The following is a 16364-nucleotide window of genomic DNA, read 5'->3' on the forward strand; positions in this document are numbered from 1 at the left end:
TGAATTAATCAGAGTTGCCCTAGAGCATAATCCTATGATGCAGTTGTCAATTCCTTAGCCTTGGATCTTAAGTACGAGACAATTTCGCCTCGCTCATCACATTCGACTGATCCAGAGTCAACAAAAACCACTACGCCTTCCATACGCGAAAGCTCCGTGTAAAATTCATGTCTATACTGCTTCGTAGAATTGCTTATTTCGAACACATTAATTGACCCTCTTCCAGAGGAAAACCGAAAAACTCCTACCTTGTTATGTCTAAATTCACGATGCAGTGACACATGCACTTGCTCAGAGATAAATACCTTCATTCCCTGACAGGCGATGACTATAGCCTTTGTAAACTCGGCATCCCGTGCGGTTGCAACACAAAACAAATTTTGTTCAATCTCAAAGAAAGTAACGTTGAAGTAATTGGAACTTAGGCATGCTCTGACTTTTAGACCACCCGCAACACCTAACTCACGCCACCGGCATCTCAATACCAGAATTTTTCTGTTAATATCCAATGCCATCAAAAGACTTCGTTGTATTTGGGTTTGTAAGTTGAGTTCTTCATCCAATTTTAAAATAACTCGAATCAACGAACCCGAGTAGCTCTCCAGGATCCCGCCATACTTCTTGGCACACCCCTTAACAACGCTTTGATATAGGCAAATAACGTCTGAAAGTTCTTCTGGTTTTATAAGCTCAACCAAATCCTTAAAATCCAAAATATCTATACAATAAACAACTGACTTTTGGCGATCGATACTTAGTGAAATCTCAGTATTTTTCTTGGGACTTTTTCTTTCCGTATTTACAGAGTCAGCGGAACTTACTACACGATAATCCCCATCGCCCTGATGTTTTGTTGACTTTTTAGTGAAACGAATTAAAAACTCTTCTCCCCAAAAAAACCAAGTTATTAAAACAAGCGTACCAATACAGGCAGCAGCGCCTGTAAAAAACACCAACGTGTCTATTTTCCAAAACCACATACCAATGAACTCCCTGGCTGCTTGCTAACTCCCTAAGAATGACACCATGAAAGTAAAAACACTCACTCCAAAACTTGATGTCACTCGTTATGAGTAAAGACACAATAAATAGTGGCTAACTAGACCAAGTGGTTTTATCGGTTACGTTTAACTGTAAATAGACAGGTACAATTGCAACACCTGCTGCTAGCCTTTTTGCTCAACGGTTCTTATATTCGGCAACTTTCTAAATACTCGGTCGGTTAAGACACAACATACAGTGAATTCGAGACTTACACAGTTGCTTCGCTATCAATCTAATTCGACGTCACGCCTCTCAGCCACCTAACCGAACCAAAATCCTGAATATGGAATAGATAACCTCGAACCATTGATAATTGACAATCCTTGTCACCAAGAGCACATCCGTTACATCGAAACCGGCAGACTGAGTTAGCCTCCCAACTGTAAGGAAGATTTAGTTAGTCCAACTCTTGATTGGCTGTTCTTCTTCGGCCAACCGATTCAGTGTTTTGTGCCTTCTGGCATAGTCAACAAAAGCCTGCGTGTAATAGATAAACGTATCTTCATAGAGACCTTTTTCCACAATTTCGCCAAATGTCTTATATCCATCTCGACCAATGGCAATATAATCATTTGTGACGATCCGATATTGAGCATTCGGATTTAAAGGCTCCCACTCCCCTGACAATCGTGGATTAATTTCAATGTTCTGTAGGCGACTGTTAAATGGGCGCCCAAGAGATAAGTCCCATCTCAAACCTGCTGCGTAAGGAAAGGCACCTGATGTTCCACCCTCACTTATGGCATAATCAACGGCCTCTTCTAACACGGACTTAATCTGTGCACCACTCATTCGAAGTTCAATGACCACATTGTTAAACGGCAGTAAATCTTGCGCATGACCCAGCGTGAAAGGACCTTTCGCAACATCCGTTCGAACACCACCAGAATTCTGAATGGAAGCATCTGCAGTACGCACAGCCTCTAAAAACGCTTTGGCTACAATCGGAGTTATATGCGACCCAGTCTTTAGCGTCTCATCTACTTCACAGATTCGAGACCGCCCCTCTCCCGGCAAACGTTCCAGACAGAGATCTTCGCTTACAGCAGCTATAACCCTTGCCTCTATTCTCTCGACTTGATCATCGAAGCGTGAAATTACGCTTTCTGTACTTTGACTTGGCGTAACCGGTATCAAACTTGAGTAGCGGCCTAAGAGTTTTAATGAAGTCTCTTGCTCAACTGGTGTCAAAGTACGAAACTCGTTATCAACCCCGCGAATCTGATGTGGCGTATCAAAGAGCACATGGAGATTACCAGAACAACTGCGAACGCTACCTTGTTGATCCCAGCTAACAGACAACTCACCGACAGCTGAATACTTATTCCATGCGTGACCTAAACAAACTGGTTCACCACCAGCATTGTTTATCACCAACGGGTAGGCATAGTCTTCTGACTCATCCAAAAAGGAATACCCCCCCATCAGCGTATGACTACCCGCACCAATAATCACATCAACATGTTCTAGCTCTCGGGCTAACTGAATATCAGCCTCAATCCCAAGCTGCGATAAAATTACGATCTTGTTCACACCGATTTTATGCAACTTCTTTATCATTTTTTTTGCTGTGCGGGTTTCATTCAAAAATTTCGTTGAAGCGTTTGGAGACGAAGAATTCTCAGTTTTGACCGCCGGATTCAAACTGATAATCCCTACAGGTTCATTGTCTATATACTTTAGAGCAAGTTCCTGAACGCTTTCATCGGTTTTAATCTTCGCTAAAGGAGAGTCTTTGACTTTGAATTCGATGTTGCTGGCAAGGTAGTCCGTAATGCATGGTCCACGATCAAGCATATCCAAATAATTCCTCAATGCTTGTTCGCCAGCGTTGAAATCATGACTACCAATACCAACAGCGTCATAGCAAGCCATCTTCGACACTTCAGCATCCGCTGCGCCTTCGAAGAGGGTATAGTAACTACTCCCAGTAATCATATTTCCCGCATGCAAGCGCAGGACGTTATTGCCCTGCGAGTCAAGTGTTTCCAATGCAGAAATTACTCTCGAAGCGCCACCAACCATGGCTTTATACTCGCTCCCCCCCAGCTTGAAATTTACTTCACGATCTCCCAAAGAAGATAGCGTGTCATTTACATGTAGAAGAGTGACATCTAAGGGTCGATTACGTTCAAAATTATTGCCGCAACCGACCAGAATGATGCTTAAAAAAAGAGAGAGATAAAGATTGTTCGTTTTCACACCTGGCTCCTCTTTGGTCAACAACAGCAGGAAAGGAGCGAACACTCCAGTCCTGCATATATTTTCCAATCGGTTTATGAAATTAGTTTCTTGCGAATGCCGAACATAGCGGCCATCAACATCATTAACCAACCCATTGAGCCACTACGAGGTCGACTATCTTTAGCCTCTGTGTCTGTGTCTGTGTCTGAGCCAGAACCACCCGTTCCTGAGTTATCTGATCCTGGATCCTCAGATCCATTGTCGCCTGTGTCTAGTTGCTGGAGATTAAAAGACGCAACTATTGGGTCGTGATCAGATGAGTAATATGGATTAGTCTCTGCATAAGTATCGTTGCTATCGTAAAGATCCAAGTCGGTATCATAATCCAGCGCAGACACTTCAAGCGAATTAACATGCCATGCTTCGATTTCCAGCATTGCATCGCTAATTTCTGTGTTGCCAAGTATGTAGTCAAGGCTACCTAGGAAACCGCCATATGAGTAACTAAATGCACTCGGTGAATCACCTTTTAAATTCACAAAACCGCTATCAGCAAATTCGACCATAGGATCTTCTTTTGCATAAGAGTTCATGTCGCCCATGATCAGCGTATTAGTTGCACCCGTGTTGGTTGGGTCTGTTTGCAGAAATTGTACTAATCCCTGCACAGCACGCATGCGAGTAATGTTACAGTTGCCAACACCGTCTCCTAAGTTTGGATCCCCTAGTGAGTCACAATTTGAACCCTTAGATTTCAGATGGTTTACAGAAACCAAAAGTTTTTGGTTTGTTTCAGTATGTTCAAAGGCCTGGATAAGTGATGGTCGATTTTTGGTATCCAGGAACAGGACCTCATCGCTATCATCTAACGGTGAGTTACTTGAGCTCAGAATAGCTGTATCACCGATCATGGAAACCACACTTGGGCGATAGAATATGCCCACCGCTATTGCGTCGTTGCCAATGGAGTCTACACCTGGGTTAACAAACGCATATTGGTCTTGTGAAGCCATTTCAGCGTTTAATGCATCCAACAGAGCCTGTATCGAACTTGTTTCACCATACCCATCGTTTTCGATTTCCATCAAACCAATTACATCGGCATTAATGGCTTTCAAAGCAGATACAATCTTTGCTCGCTGTATCAAATAGTCTGCTTCAGAATAAGCGCCGCGATAGTTCAGCGAATCAGCTTCCGTTCTGTTTGCAGGGTAATAGTCAGCAACACCAAATCTATCTTCATCTTGAATACCATTAAACAGATTTAGGACATTCATACTCGCTACAACGAGATTCCCTGAGCGATCGATACCCGGTTCAATGGTGCGATCTTTATCAAGCGGATCAAAAGTCAACTCACTATTTGGTATCAGAGAGTGCGCGTACTTGGTTGAACTGCCGCTGTATTCAAAAATAGCACCTGCTATGGAAGACACGCCAAACCCTACGCGAAGGTAATTACTGTCGCCAAAGCCCATAGAATTTGGAAAGGGAATCAAACCGGGGTTTTGCTGTGACGAGCCATCATCGATCAGAAGACTGGTCAGCAGTTGATTTTCCAACGCATCATTGTAGGCAGAAACCGAAGGTTCTGAGACAGCTGTCGGCTGATAATGAAGCTCACTTGAAATGACAAACTGACCGTATTTTAAGAAGCCATAACCATTTCCATGAAAGTCACTTACTTTCATGCTTTGCTGGACTTCAGCACTCATACCCTCAACGCTTTCATAAAAGTCAGAGGAGTTTAGAGGAAACGTTAAAACGGCTGGCGTGTAAACACCGTTGCCTTTAGAACAGATGGCAATGTCTTCAATGTCTTTAATCTGTGTATTCCCTGAAAATTCAGAGACAACACCCACCGCACGAATAACATCGCCCACTGCAACTGAGAGGCCATTCACTATATTGTCGTATTCTCCACCCAGATAGACATAAAGCCCCTCTGAAGTTGCCGGATCGCTATCTACATCGGAATCTTCTTCTTGTAAAAACAATCCACTGTATCCAGGAGTCAATTGATGAACGACCGCCTCAATAACATGATAGTTGCCAGCTTCAGGTGACACAGAGCCCGCACTTTGAATCTGATGCAAAAATGTTGCGGAATCTCCACAATTTCCCAGAAGTGGGATAGAAGGACCTGCTGGCACTACCCCGTTGATAGGCAAGCTCGGGTTCGAAGTCGTACCGTCGAGCGCGTTTGGCCCAGAAAAAGACCATTGAGTACTGTCGAACACGCTGGAGTTGCCTGAGGTTGAGCTTCTAGCGGCCCAGCCGTCTAAGTATTCCCACGCTTGGCCAGAGCCATCAACCCCTCTCTCTCCAAACAAGTCTATAATCGATTCATCACTTGCAAGAACAATGGCATAGCGATCGTCACCGTTCCCATTTAAACCCTTTCCTGAAACGTCCGGAGCAAAACCGAAATAACTTTGAAAATCGGCATCTGTGCCGTTTGACACCCAGTAATATGAGCCAGCTGTCAATTGAACCGCGGGCAAGCTTACCTTCGAAGTTGAAAACGTCGTATTCGCGTTTATTTCAGTCGCAATCTGATAGACCGACAAATCAGGGATATCGTTTATCGCATACAACTCGATGGCGCGGTGATTGGCATAATCTGGCCCATCAACAATCGCGGTCATCATGACATCAGCACTAGCGGAGGTCGCTAGGGCCATCGACACAAGCAGGGGTCTCATCGTTCTCATCTGTACGTTTCTCATTTTATTATTGATTTGTGGGTTTGATCTGCCTGCGACCATCAAACATTACTTTGCGTAAAAGTAGGCCTGTGTGATCTAAGGCACATTCCCATATGAAAACGTTACCGAGCTTAAATCTGCTTTAATAGTTATCAAAATGAATACCTAACAGACTAAACTAGCATGCATTTGAGAACGTTTTCACACAACGACCCAATATAGTGCACATCGGTATAGTGTACATACTGTCACAAAACCCCAGAATAATTGGGCTTATCAAGAGACACCAATACTCAGTCAGCTTGAACAAACACGCAAAGAACCTGACCGATTGTTCCATTTTAGAGCATTCTTCGAACATCGCTCGGAGAGGTGAAAAAATTATTTTTTATTTTACTGCGAACAGGAGAAGTAAAATATTTGATGAAAAATTAGAAACTATCCTTCAATTTAAAAGCAAATATTGAATTGTGAACTCATAAACAAGGAATGGACTATCTCGCGCACATCCTTCATTAACAGCCACAAGAGCTCCGCATTGCATTCAACGAGACACTCTATGTATTGCAACTTCTCAGAAGCTCATGGTTAGCTTCCCCAATATGTACAGGCGCTCCCCCCAAGATAGTTGTGCGGCATGTTTCAACCATTTGAAATATGCCATATTGGATTTTGATCCATTGAAGCCCCAAAAGGGCCGAGACCGTTCCAACGAAGGCGTTATGCGTAGCCACGATGTTAGTTTGAAAAGGTATGAATGCTTGAAAGTAAGCATTGTGTGCGCTTACCGACGAAACATGTTTGGGCCTCTGGGGTGAGCATGTTGAAAACGAAAGAATAAATTAACCAGAGGTTTAGGGTTGTGTTGTTTTTGAATTCTATCAGCATGAGATTAAACCGTGACTGATAGCTGCGATCATTGATTCGAGCATCAACACCGCCTTGCCAAAACAGGATGAGCGCAACCGAGAGGTTGTCTCCTCGTAACCTAACGCAATTACAGTACAACTATTTACTCAGGCGTTCTGGTAAATAACCCTGTACACTGCCAACCGAGCCCACCCGAGAAAGCACCGACACCATGAATGTTGATAAAGCCAAAAAACGCATCGCGAAACTCGTTAAAAAAGGATTCAACGGCTACCCAATGATTACCATTGAGTACTTCGGAACGAACGAAACCTTAGCGACCAAAGTTGCCATCTCGTTTATTGCGGAAGAAAACGCAGAACCACAGGTGCAAAAACTCGCCAGTTCAGATGACGTCCGTCACGACGAAACGATACAGTCCACCCTTATTAAAATTATCGACCGGGCTGAAGCGGCCACCGTAACCGAATCACCGAACGTAACGCTGTTGTAGTTTTTGGCTAAGGTTTTGTGATGGCCTAACTTACCAAAACCCTATGATCAAAACATGTCGTTGTTATGGATAGACTTTGTGCATCGTCATTGTCTACACCTGTGTTCTTGAGATTTTTTGCTTAACATACTGTGCATATAACATTGCCACCTAAGGTTAGCTAATGCGAAGCAGTAGCTAACCCTACACACGGTCGTTAAACTGCGTTCTAGCCGGCTGACCAGGCATTGTTTGAATTAACTGATTTTTGGTGGCCAATAGTTCACGGGCAAATTTGGCAAATCAAACAACGGCTGATAATGAACTATTTCAGTCATGAATCGGAAGTAGCCACTCTTTCCGGGCACTTTTGAGTGGAATTTCGCACTCACGTCATGTGTATGCCAAACGAAAGATTGGACGATATTACAGATAACTTCACCATCTCTATTTGTTACATCTTGGTAATTGTCTGACGGAGCACAACCGTCATAATCCTCTTCATCGACAGTTTCAATTCCCACATCGGGATCAAAGCTAAACCCGACATACAGTAATTTACCATTTGCTTGCAAGAGTGAAATACAAGAAAAAAGCTCAAGAAACCGCTCGCTCAGATCGCCATGATTCACACTCTCCGGTCCCGTATCATCAAAGGAGGATTCACCTCTTTCGAGAGCTTCAAAGTATTCTAAAAAGTTAGTGGAATACGAGTCATTATGCGGGATGTTTCGTTTAAAATGTTCTAATGTATCTTTCGACGGAGACTCATAAAATGGCGTTAGAGTTTCAACGAATTTATTAAGGCGACTCACTGTATGAAAACCGACTTTAACGAGCAGCAGTGACCTATTTTTGTTGGCACTCTGGAAGAAATTTATAGAGATTTCATCTATGTCCTTTGCTTCTATGTGGTTTAGACATTTCGCTTCATTCGTAAAGCTCAATAATTGGCGCTCATCTAAGGTGTAGTATTCCGTTTCGTTAACTTGATCGTTATGCAATGAGCAATATATTTTGTTCGTTCCCAGTTCACTCTTCAAGTAGTTCAGCGATTCATTAACTGCTTCCAGACCAATGGAATCAAAACCGGACAACTCCATATAAGAACGCTTTGACGCGGCACTCACATAGGAATGCACGAGCTTACTGGCTTTTTTTCCTAAAAGTTCTGCCACCTTATTTAGATGGCTCTTCTTCAATTTTGTAGACGTCTTATCTTCTACGAAGATTGTAATCAAATCCTCAGCCATACGATCCTCTCAGTACTAACCTATATAATGGCGAATACGCCGCCAGCGATTGTGCGCTTTATGCTTTCCGCCGAGCCATTTTTTACGGGCACGAACTTCTTTTTAATTGTGGTGGTGGATATCTTCGATACTCTAACTTGGTGCCGACCACCTTAAAATTCAGTTTTAATAAACTTACCCATAATGTCACCAAAGATACGCGACTTAAAGTCCTTTTCCGAGCGATATTCCATACTCTCGAAACCGAATCACCGAACGTAACGCTGTTGTAGTTTTTGGCGAAAGCTTTGTGATGGCGCTAGCAGCCCCGGCTCCTTTTACTGCCCCTCAGGCGGTTGCCACAACTCAACCTTGTTTCCTTCTGGGTCGATAACCCAGGCAAACATGCCGAACTCAGAGTCATCTATCTTTTCAAGTACGTTGCAGCCTTCCTGCTTGAGAGCCTCGACCAACGCGTAAAGGTCATCAACTCGGTAGTTGATCATGAAGGACGCCTGGCTTGGCGCGAACTGTTCACCGTCATTTGAACCAATTAACCAAATAGTCGACCCGCCTGTCGCATTGCCTTCGGAGTCTGCCCAGTTAAAGGCGGTACCGCCCCACTCCTGAACATCAATACCGAGATGGCGTTTGTACCAAGCCTGTAACGCAGGTGCGTCCTTTGCTTTAAAAAAGATTCCACCAATACCAGTGACACGTTTCATTTGATTCTCCTTAACTCAATGTTGTGTTTGTGTTGCCTTCACCCAGTTCATAAACATTGCAACTGGGAGGTTAACTCTCCAACCGAACCCCAGCTACTCAAACATGCAAACATGCGGACAAAAAAAATCCCTCTGCGTAGCGATTATTGGCGAGCCTTTACTTTATAGCCTTTTTTGAACTTTTAGCCCTCGTGCTGAACAAATTAAGTTCTTTGGATGGAAACTCCCATGACCAGATATTACTCATAGCGTCAGATTCTTTCCAGCAAGACAAAGACTCAAGGTCTCTCAGTGCTTTATATAGACGGTGAATGACTTTTTCGCGTTTACCAATGAATAGGACAGGATTATTACCGCTAGAGTTTGGGTATACGTACAACTCTAGCTCCTCATCTTTAGCTTGGAATTTCCATAGTGCGAAATCAGGCTCTAACGAAAACTCGACTACTTCGGATTTCGCACCTGACTGCAAACCGAGAAGGATATTTGCCAGCTTATGGAGGGAATTACAAGGAACATCGGAAACGACTAAAGATATTTCCTTAGAACCATCACTAACAGTTACATCCATCCAACCATGTTCAGGCGCTTCAATTTTAAATTTAAGTTCATTCATCGTTTAACTGCATAACGTTAGTGGCATTTGCGCACGTGTTTCACGTCGACTGCCCAAATATGTTAACTGGGTTAGGCGCACACATAACTCACGACTTCCACATAACCGTTCCCTGACTTGAAATAGACGGTAACAGTATCGAAGTAGTCTTCCAGATTAGAAATGCCTTCATTCTGAAGATCTTCGTAATTCTCAAAAGACTGATAAGAATAGTTTACGAGTACTTCACCCGTTTCTTTAGCGTATGGGGTAGGGTCGTTTTCACCAACAAGGGAAGCGCTTTCGCCAAATTCACCGGACCATCCGTGCCGTGTAGGGTCTAACAATAAAGCTGAAGAATTGCATTTCGGACATTCTGTTGTAAGTGGAGCCAGATGAGTAACAATTTCTTTCTTCTTAAAGATCCCCTTGATTTTAACAATCTGAGAAGAGTTCAGTTGAAAGTCCTTTGACCCGCAAGGGCATACAATTTTCTTAGTAACAAATGATTCACTCTGATTCCATTTCTTAGGTAATTCGGAGTTTGGAACAATTACATTTGTGTAGCCTGATATGAACATAGGCGATTTATTCTTCAATTCCTTGAGAGAAATAGTCATCGAGAGATAATCCAATATAGTTAAAACAGAGCTTAGCTACGCATCGCTGAACCCGACTGGAGCATTTTAGTCATGCTCGCTGCTCAATTGGGTTAATTAAGTTAAAAATTTGGTTCAGATATCTAAATTACATGGGTTCTTGCTCTACGGGTACTCTCTAATTCTGAAAACATGACCTGTTAGAATCTAATCACACATAACTTTCTTAAACTACAGGTGAAATCGGCCGCATCGTGATTGAGTTCAAGACCACTCTATGGAGTGCAGGGTTTCTGCTAAAGTTCACAACCTTGTTAAGCGAACTTACCATAAATCGAGCCTATCAATTTCAAATTCTACAGAACCCTGGCAAGGTAATTCACCGACCTCGATTCGAAAGCCCTGAACCTCAATTACGCCTTCATTTTCGTCAATTACTCTACCGATTCCTTTATATGAATAAGGCCCAGTTTTTCTGATCCATTCTCTAGATGCTTCTTTAATCTTTTCAGCAGGCCAATCGGACAGATATGCCGCTCTAACATCAGCATCTAGAACTCTAAGAAGATTATTAACTTTATCTCCTTCAGAGTATTCACAGAGGTGACAAAAAACTTCAACTGATGCGTTTTCGTTTTCAAGGGTTACAGACGCTGTTTCATCTCCGTAAAACTTAACATTCTTCACTGTAAGTAGATCAATCATGTGAGCCTAACGTCCAAAAAAGTGTGTGCAAAGCATCTGCTGCCATTGATTGCAAGGAGCTGAATTAGCTACGATGTGCATTTGAGACATCAAAAAAAACCTCTATTTTACCAATATTTATTTGGCCATGGTTAGCTATTATCTTTTCTATACCTACGTGCAAAATTAGTTCCTTTATGATTTTATTAGTGACTACCAACTGGCCTTGTGATGAGTAATGCCCTTCATTAACTATTTTCAAATCATGATGATAGTCAATACTTGCAACCACCCTAGAATCTTCGTTGCTTACAGGCCAAAGGACAATACTAATCCATCCGTCGTTGCCAGTGGCCCGCCATTTAAATTCGTAGCCATCTACTGAGATATTTCGACTTCCCTTTTTACTTACTGCCATTCTCTAACTCTCAAGAGCTCATATCGCCGAACTCAGGGCGAGGTTAGAAGTCAAACTTGCTTGTAGTGGGGCCCAATCTGGTCTTGCTAAGCATTTAACTCATACCCTCATATTCCCATTTAAAGTGCTTCGACAATTGCTCGCTAATACCCATCCAGCCAATGTCCTCACACTTCGCGACAGTATTTTGCAACACATCAAGTACTTTAAGCCAACTCTCGTAGTATGGAATTACGATTAAAAACTCTTTACTGTCGATTGGAGACATTGCTTTGTTTGTCGCAGTATGTACTTGAAAATTATCTGCACCTTCCTCGCTTTCAATACCTACTGCTATGTTGCACCAAAATTCAACATCCGAAGGATCTTCTGGCATCCATAAATCAATAGGGTCATGTTCTATACAATCCCAATCTTTAATTACCGGTCTCTTCATAGCTTCCATCTGTAAGGCGTTCTTATGCTGACGCGAGCGGTAGCAAGGCGACGGTCTGTTCGAAAAAGCGGGTTAAATAAAAACAGGATTGTTTCAACCACCCGTTGTCATGTTATTGCTGTAGCTAACCTAAAACTAAATTAAATTCGAATTCTTGGGATAGTTGTGTCATCGTGCTTTTATCGCCAACTATTTCCCATTCAAACCAATTGGTCCATTCAAACTTAAGCTTATTTCCGTCTTTTTCGATCAAATAGCTGTCAAAGTCGATACCCTTATCAAAAGCGGTCTGATCGTACTGAGAATGAACACGCCATCCCTTCGACTTGACCAGGGTCTCAAGTATTATATTTCCTAATTCAGTATCAATTCTCGTAGCTTTCATCGTTTCCTTTCACATAATGCCCGCTATAAGAGGCCGAAACGGAGTTTCTTGTTTTGTGCTAGTAAAGCACAAAACGAGCGACGTAGTGGAGGCCCCAGCCAAACGGCGACGAACCTGATACGTTTGCTTTGTTTATATACTCTCTACCAGGCCCCTTAGATCTGTATTAGACCAACCTCGCAAGCTTATTAGTAAATGCTTTTGCTCGGCGTGCAATATCCAGAAACGAGATCCAACACATCTAGCACTACGTTGTATTTTGAACCATCTTCGATCTCATACTTTTTCATACATAGTGTGAAGATCGCAATACATTCTTCTCTAGTTATACCTTCTGCTTTTAGCTTTAACGCAAAATCTCGTATATCGTTAAATTCGACAGTTTTTTCAAGTAGGTCATTTAGGGCGTTTTCATGGTTCATTTTCTTTTAAACATAACGCCCCTGTTCATTGGCCAAACTTGTCTTGGTCCGATGTAACGGCTTGTTCTGTTTTAATTAGTGCAAGACTTCGAATAAACACTGTACTCGGTTCTTCTTCGTCTTCCCATTCGTTACCAAGATCCAAAATCAAACCGAGATCTATTAATCTAGTAATGACTTTATCAGTTACATCATCATAAGCAGACAGGTCAGATCTTGAGCCAGCCTCAAACGGCCAATCTTCGTATGTATCAGATACAAAATATATTTCGTCACCTGAATATGACTTTCTATACCATTCAACCATGAAAGCAGAAACCGGATTTGACTCAATTTCATGCCGAGTACTTACTGGAAGGTTTGAAAACAGTATTTGTTCCTTCCTTGTCACATTGACGAGACTATACCCTATCGACATTCTCTACCTTTGAAACAGAATGCCAAGCGTAGGGGCGAAGGGCGAGCCCGTCGCTTAGCGGTGTTTGGCGGGCTTACTTTAGCCGCGCTTTGTTAATTGTTCACTCAGCATTTTCATCGTATATGCGAGTATAGTTTTCAAACTCAGTGCCTTTTAAGTCATCTTCTATAACTTTCTTAGCAATATCATAATCAACAACAAAGTTACATGCTTCCATTATGCCGCTACCTATACTTCCTCCATCGCAATGCCCCAACCCTGTCCATCCAAGAATATGATTTAAGCGACCTTCCAGTCTATGGCGCTTTTCAATGTCAGCGTCGTTTCCAAGACTGCCGTCAACGCTGAACTCAACTATTAACGTAAATTCGTCTTTAACGGGTAAGTACCCAGATTCGACCATTGAATTGACTTCAGCTTGAATGATTTCTTGAGGCTTTTTAAAAAGTTTCTTCTTAACAGTTTTTGATTGTCCCGTTTGACCCAAAATACCCCAGTGAACAGTATGTGTTCCGTCTCCATTGTCCCAAGTTTCCCAATACTTTTTCTTGTCTTCAGTGAACTTGTACAGTTTTAGCATCTACTTTCCTGAGCATTAACGCCGTCAACAACGGCAGACTTATGATTGTGGCATTTGTGCAATAATGGCGAAGCCATACACAAAAGGCGGAAGTGCAAGACTGTACTGAGAGCGCAGCGAACGATGTTGCTTGGCCTTGTTATGCGTGGCTATGAATTAATCAAAATCTTCTTCCCATGATTTGAGATAAACTATTTTATCGGTTTTGTTCAACTCAAACGATACGCTAAAGCCCTCCAAAATCTGGGATTTTAGCCAACGTATTGCCATTGCACAGTCTTGTGTCTCCCAGTCAGGAATGAGAAATTTATAGCGCTCAGATTCGTTACCTAATTCATGTAAAAGTTCTTCTACTAATTTTGCAGCTTCTTCCTTAACGTTCATAATCTCTAAAACCGCATAACCTAACGCCCTTGGTTCGGGGCGAGTTGAGCGCCAGCGAAAACGAGTCCAATGCCCGCCGCGCTAGCGGAAAAAGCGGGCATGACTAACACCAATTTGTTAAGCATTTACTCTGCCACGAGATTAAAGTTTACGATAGCTGAATTTCTGCTATCGATTATTTTAGACTCAGCCTTATAGCCCTTAGCTTGAACAGAAACTTCACTTCTTAAGAAAATTGCACTGAATATGGGAAATACCCATATTCTCATCTTTTTAAACGAATAGTTTCCCATCTCATCAGTACCTACTGATTCAAACTTTTGCAATTGAATATTCGTGATCGTCACATTCGCATTTAAGGGGTCACCCGATTCGTCCATTACGGTCCCAGTCACTTCCGGAGAAACCGCAAGAGATATACAACCTTGAAGCAATGTACATGCAATTACTAAAACGATCTTATTCATAGATGCTTGACGCTTGCAGCACGCGCGAGTTTACGAGTCGCTGTTCCTGTGATTGTTAGATTCATTGTGGCACTTTTTCCATTACCACCAATGATAGATTTTTGTACCGCTCGCAGACATCACCATAAATATCTACGTATGGGTCAATATCAAACTTCTGATAATTGTCCACAGCCCATCCACAAAAATTTATTAGATAATCTTTCACTGGGGTGAAAGCACTTGGCTCTTCATAAATTTTCTTCGAAATTATTTCTGGTAGGGAAGCGTACACATCCTGCTCATTTATAGACCTAGGGTCTTGCAAATACCTAAAAGCTCCAAATATGTAGTATCTAAATGCTCTCGCTCCAACCAGTGTAAAATCATGAACCATTGATAAAGGACATAGTGAATAGTAGCGTTCTTCGGCAAATGAAATATCCTTTCCTAAGTAGTGGTCTATCGCCCACCTTTCGTCTACATCACCGTCATAATAGAAGTCACCCTCATTGGGAATAATCAAGTCTTGGGGTTCAAGCAGCATTCTCTTCTCTTCCGAATCTAACGTCCAACATTGAAGCGAGCGACGAAGGAGCGAGTTCTTTGGCCCGCCGCGACAGCGGTTTTTAGCGGGACAACTTGCAACTGTGTCTTGTTAATTGAACATACTGGCATGTGAGAGTACCTTCCCTGTTAGATGAAGATATAGCCAAACTCCAGCTGCCAGCAAGCCTAAAACTGAGGCAGCTGCTCCAAGAAATTTGGGTGTTAGGCGATATTTAACTGATAACAAAGCTAACCCTAAACCGAGAAATAGAGTCATATATGCAATAGCAATGACGTCAGAACCAACATGCGTTCCCTGCAACTCATTCAAATTAATTCTTTGTACTAATACAAAGCTATAGAAGAGCGACACAGTAGAAAGAAAGACACTTGTCAGTGTTACCGCAATTGATTTAGCCATGATTCTCTTTCAGTTAACGTTCGCCACATAGGCGAGAAACTTGTTTCGAGTCCAGCGCATGCAGTGCGCGAATATGCTGGCGCTTGTTATGCTACTTAGGCTCATTGTCAGTTCGTGCTTTTCTACCTAAATAACCACCATGATGCCGTAAACCATACTGGTCCCTGGTGAAGCCTTTTTCTTCCATAACTGCCATGGCAATGGAATCACTGATTGCTAACATGACTGCGATAGAAGTAGTTGGGGCTAGGTCCAGCGGGCAGGCTTCTTTATGTATACCCATATCTAAAACTAACTCGCTGTGCTCACGTAGTTCTGAATCTGGATGAGAAGTTACACCTATGATGTGTGTAACACCTAAATGACGAGATAGCTCTAGTATTTCGACGACTTCCCTAGATTTACCACTAGTGGAGAAGGCTATTAAAATATCGCTTGAACTGACTATGCCTAAGTCACCATGTGCTGCTTCAGCCGCATGTAAAAAGACCGATGGGGTTCCCGTGGAACTGAGCGTTGCTGAGAACTTATGAGCAATGTGTCCAGCTTTACCGATTCCCGTAGTTATAATCTTACTTGGGCAGTTAACTATTAGCTTAACAGCATCTTCGAAAGCCTGATCTACGTTGATAGAAGCAATTGCCTTCGCTTCTTCACTCAACACATATTTAATTCGTTCTAAAATTTCCAATTAGTACATCCTCAAATGAGCATAACGTAAAGCGCTGGGGCGAGGTCTCGAGTCCCAAGCCCGCCGCGCAGCGGTTTTAGGCGGGCTTATTTCAGCCGCGT

At 42.5% G+C, this 16364-nt stretch carries 19 protein-coding genes; 1 reads left to right on the forward strand and 18 read right to left on the reverse strand.

Features of this window, described 5'->3' with window-relative positions:
* Nucleotides 1–32: 32 nt before the first annotated feature.
* From IYN85_RS25050 to IYN85_RS25060, 3 genes are all read right to left on the reverse strand, one after another.
* Entirely contained in the window at nt 33–980 is a 948-nt protein-coding gene (locus IYN85_RS25050) for a hypothetical protein (RefSeq protein ID WP_196161721.1), read from the reverse strand.
* A 457-nt stretch (nt 981–1437) separates the two neighbouring features.
* The gene (locus IYN85_RS26545; RefSeq protein WP_196161722.1) at nt 1438–3246 is read right to left on the reverse strand and encodes a 5'-nucleotidase C-terminal domain-containing protein; all 1809 of its coding nucleotides are present in this window, start codon (nt 3244–3246) and stop codon (nt 1438–1440) included.
* 74 nt (nt 3247–3320) lie between these two features.
* On the reverse strand, nt 3321–5879 hold the full coding sequence (locus IYN85_RS25060; protein ID WP_196161723.1) for an ExeM/NucH family extracellular endonuclease: 2559 nt from the start codon (nt 5877–5879) through the stop codon (nt 3321–3323).
* A 1138-nt stretch (nt 5880–7017) separates the two neighbouring features.
* Here IYN85_RS25060 and IYN85_RS25065 point away from each other — a divergent pair.
* Nucleotides 7018–7299 carry a hypothetical protein gene (locus tag IYN85_RS25065; protein WP_196161724.1) on the forward strand — a complete coding sequence of 94 codons (282 nt, stop codon included), beginning with the start codon at nt 7018–7020 and terminating at the stop codon, nt 7297–7299.
* Between the two features lie 236 nt (nt 7300–7535).
* Here IYN85_RS25065 and IYN85_RS25070 read toward each other — a convergent pair whose 3' ends face one another.
* From IYN85_RS25070 to IYN85_RS25140, 15 genes are all read right to left on the reverse strand, one after another.
* Nucleotides 7536–8531, reverse strand: coding sequence for a hypothetical protein (locus tag IYN85_RS25070; protein WP_196161725.1), 996 nt, complete (start codon nt 8529–8531; stop codon nt 7536–7538).
* Nucleotides 8532–8848: 317 nt separating this feature from the next.
* Nucleotides 8849–9235 (reverse strand): VOC family protein, encoded by a 387-nt coding sequence (locus tag IYN85_RS25075; protein ID WP_196161726.1) that lies wholly within the window; start codon nt 9233–9235, stop codon nt 8849–8851.
* Between the two features lie 157 nt (nt 9236–9392).
* Nucleotides 9393–9851 (reverse strand): hypothetical protein, encoded by a 459-nt coding sequence (locus tag IYN85_RS25080; RefSeq protein WP_196161727.1) that lies wholly within the window; start codon nt 9849–9851, stop codon nt 9393–9395.
* A 71-nt stretch (nt 9852–9922) separates the two neighbouring features.
* The gene (locus tag IYN85_RS25085) at nt 9923–10450 is read right to left on the reverse strand and encodes a hypothetical protein (protein WP_196161728.1); all 528 of its coding nucleotides are present in this window, start codon (nt 10448–10450) and stop codon (nt 9923–9925) included.
* Nucleotides 10451–10753: 303 nt separating this feature from the next.
* Nucleotides 10754–11134: a hypothetical protein gene (locus IYN85_RS25090; RefSeq protein WP_196161729.1), complete on the reverse strand. Its 381-nt coding sequence runs from the start codon at nt 11132–11134 to the stop codon at nt 10754–10756.
* 64 nt (nt 11135–11198) lie between these two features.
* Nucleotides 11199–11531: a hypothetical protein gene (locus IYN85_RS25095; RefSeq protein ID WP_196161730.1), complete on the reverse strand. Its 333-nt coding sequence runs from the start codon at nt 11529–11531 to the stop codon at nt 11199–11201.
* Between the two features lie 94 nt (nt 11532–11625).
* Nucleotides 11626–11976 carry an Imm8 family immunity protein gene (locus IYN85_RS25100; RefSeq protein WP_196161731.1) on the reverse strand — a complete coding sequence of 117 codons (351 nt, stop codon included), beginning with the start codon at nt 11974–11976 and terminating at the stop codon, nt 11626–11628.
* A 115-nt stretch (nt 11977–12091) separates the two neighbouring features.
* Nucleotides 12092–12352 (reverse strand): hypothetical protein, encoded by a 261-nt coding sequence (locus IYN85_RS25105; protein ID WP_196161732.1) that lies wholly within the window; start codon nt 12350–12352, stop codon nt 12092–12094.
* 447 nt (nt 12353–12799) lie between these two features.
* Nucleotides 12800–13081 carry a hypothetical protein gene (locus IYN85_RS25110; RefSeq protein ID WP_196161733.1) on the reverse strand — a complete coding sequence of 94 codons (282 nt, stop codon included), beginning with the start codon at nt 13079–13081 and terminating at the stop codon, nt 12800–12802.
* A gap of 211 nt (nt 13082–13292) precedes the next feature.
* Nucleotides 13293–13772, reverse strand: a complete 480-nt coding sequence (locus IYN85_RS25115) for a hypothetical protein (protein WP_196161734.1) — start codon at nt 13770–13772, stop codon at nt 13293–13295.
* A gap of 156 nt (nt 13773–13928) precedes the next feature.
* A complete protein-coding gene (locus IYN85_RS25120; protein ID WP_196161735.1) occupies nt 13929–14156 on the reverse strand; it encodes a hypothetical protein in 228 nt (75 codons plus the stop codon).
* A 125-nt stretch (nt 14157–14281) separates the two neighbouring features.
* Nucleotides 14282–14623, reverse strand: a complete 342-nt coding sequence (locus IYN85_RS25125) for a carboxypeptidase-like regulatory domain-containing protein (protein WP_196161736.1) — start codon at nt 14621–14623, stop codon at nt 14282–14284.
* Between the two features lie 61 nt (nt 14624–14684).
* Nucleotides 14685–15149 (reverse strand): hypothetical protein, encoded by a 465-nt coding sequence (locus IYN85_RS25130; RefSeq protein ID WP_196161737.1) that lies wholly within the window; start codon nt 15147–15149, stop codon nt 14685–14687.
* A gap of 111 nt (nt 15150–15260) precedes the next feature.
* Nucleotides 15261–15572: a hypothetical protein gene (locus IYN85_RS25135; protein ID WP_196161738.1), complete on the reverse strand. Its 312-nt coding sequence runs from the start codon at nt 15570–15572 to the stop codon at nt 15261–15263.
* 91 nt (nt 15573–15663) lie between these two features.
* Nucleotides 15664–16263, reverse strand: a complete 600-nt coding sequence (locus tag IYN85_RS25140) for an SIS domain-containing protein (RefSeq protein WP_196161739.1) — start codon at nt 16261–16263, stop codon at nt 15664–15666.
* Between the last annotated feature and the right edge of the window lie 101 nt (nt 16264–16364).

Origin of the sequence: Reinekea sp. G2M2-21 (assembly GCF_015687175.1) — a bacterium.
Classification (GTDB): Bacteria; Pseudomonadota; Gammaproteobacteria; order Pseudomonadales; family Natronospirillaceae; genus Reinekea.

Coding starts and splice junctions, on each gene's coding strand:
- IYN85_RS25050 (WP_196161721.1), bottom strand. CDS start 980: ATGTGGTTTTGGAAAATAGACACGTTGGTGTTTTTTACAGGCGCTGCT.
- IYN85_RS25060 (WP_196161723.1), bottom strand. CDS start 5,879: ATGATGACCGCGATTGTTGATGGGCCAGATTATGCCAATCACCGCGCC.
- IYN85_RS25065 (WP_196161724.1), top strand. CDS start 7,018: ATGAATGTTGATAAAGCCAAAAAACGCATCGCGAAACTCGTTAAAAAA.
- IYN85_RS25070 (WP_196161725.1), bottom strand. CDS start 8,531: ATGGCTGAGGATTTGATTACAATCTTCGTAGAAGATAAGACGTCTACA.
- IYN85_RS25075 (WP_196161726.1), bottom strand. CDS start 9,235: ATGAAACGTGTCACTGGTATTGGTGGAATCTTTTTTAAAGCAAAGGAC.
- IYN85_RS25080 (WP_196161727.1), bottom strand. CDS start 9,851: ATGAATGAACTTAAATTTAAAATTGAAGCGCCTGAACATGGTTGGATG.
- IYN85_RS25085 (WP_196161728.1), bottom strand. CDS start 10,450: ATGACTATTTCTCTCAAGGAATTGAAGAATAAATCGCCTATGTTCATA.
- IYN85_RS25090 (WP_196161729.1), bottom strand. CDS start 11,134: ATGATTGATCTACTTACAGTGAAGAATGTTAAGTTTTACGGAGATGAA.
- IYN85_RS25095 (WP_196161730.1), bottom strand. CDS start 11,531: ATGGCAGTAAGTAAAAAGGGAAGTCGAAATATCTCAGTAGATGGCTAC.
- IYN85_RS25100 (WP_196161731.1), bottom strand. CDS start 11,976: ATGGAAGCTATGAAGAGACCGGTAATTAAAGATTGGGATTGTATAGAA.
- IYN85_RS25105 (WP_196161732.1), bottom strand. CDS start 12,352: ATGAAAGCTACGAGAATTGATACTGAATTAGGAAATATAATACTTGAG.
- IYN85_RS25110 (WP_196161733.1), bottom strand. CDS start 13,081: ATGGTTGAATGGTATAGAAAGTCATATTCAGGTGACGAAATATATTTT.
- IYN85_RS25115 (WP_196161734.1), bottom strand. CDS start 13,772: ATGCTAAAACTGTACAAGTTCACTGAAGACAAGAAAAAGTATTGGGAA.
- IYN85_RS25120 (WP_196161735.1), bottom strand. CDS start 14,156: ATGAACGTTAAGGAAGAAGCTGCAAAATTAGTAGAAGAACTTTTACAT.
- IYN85_RS25125 (WP_196161736.1), bottom strand. CDS start 14,623: ATGAATAAGATCGTTTTAGTAATTGCATGTACATTGCTTCAAGGTTGT.
- IYN85_RS25130 (WP_196161737.1), bottom strand. CDS start 15,149: ATGCTGCTTGAACCCCAAGACTTGATTATTCCCAATGAGGGTGACTTC.
- IYN85_RS25135 (WP_196161738.1), bottom strand. CDS start 15,572: ATGGCTAAATCAATTGCGGTAACACTGACAAGTGTCTTTCTTTCTACT.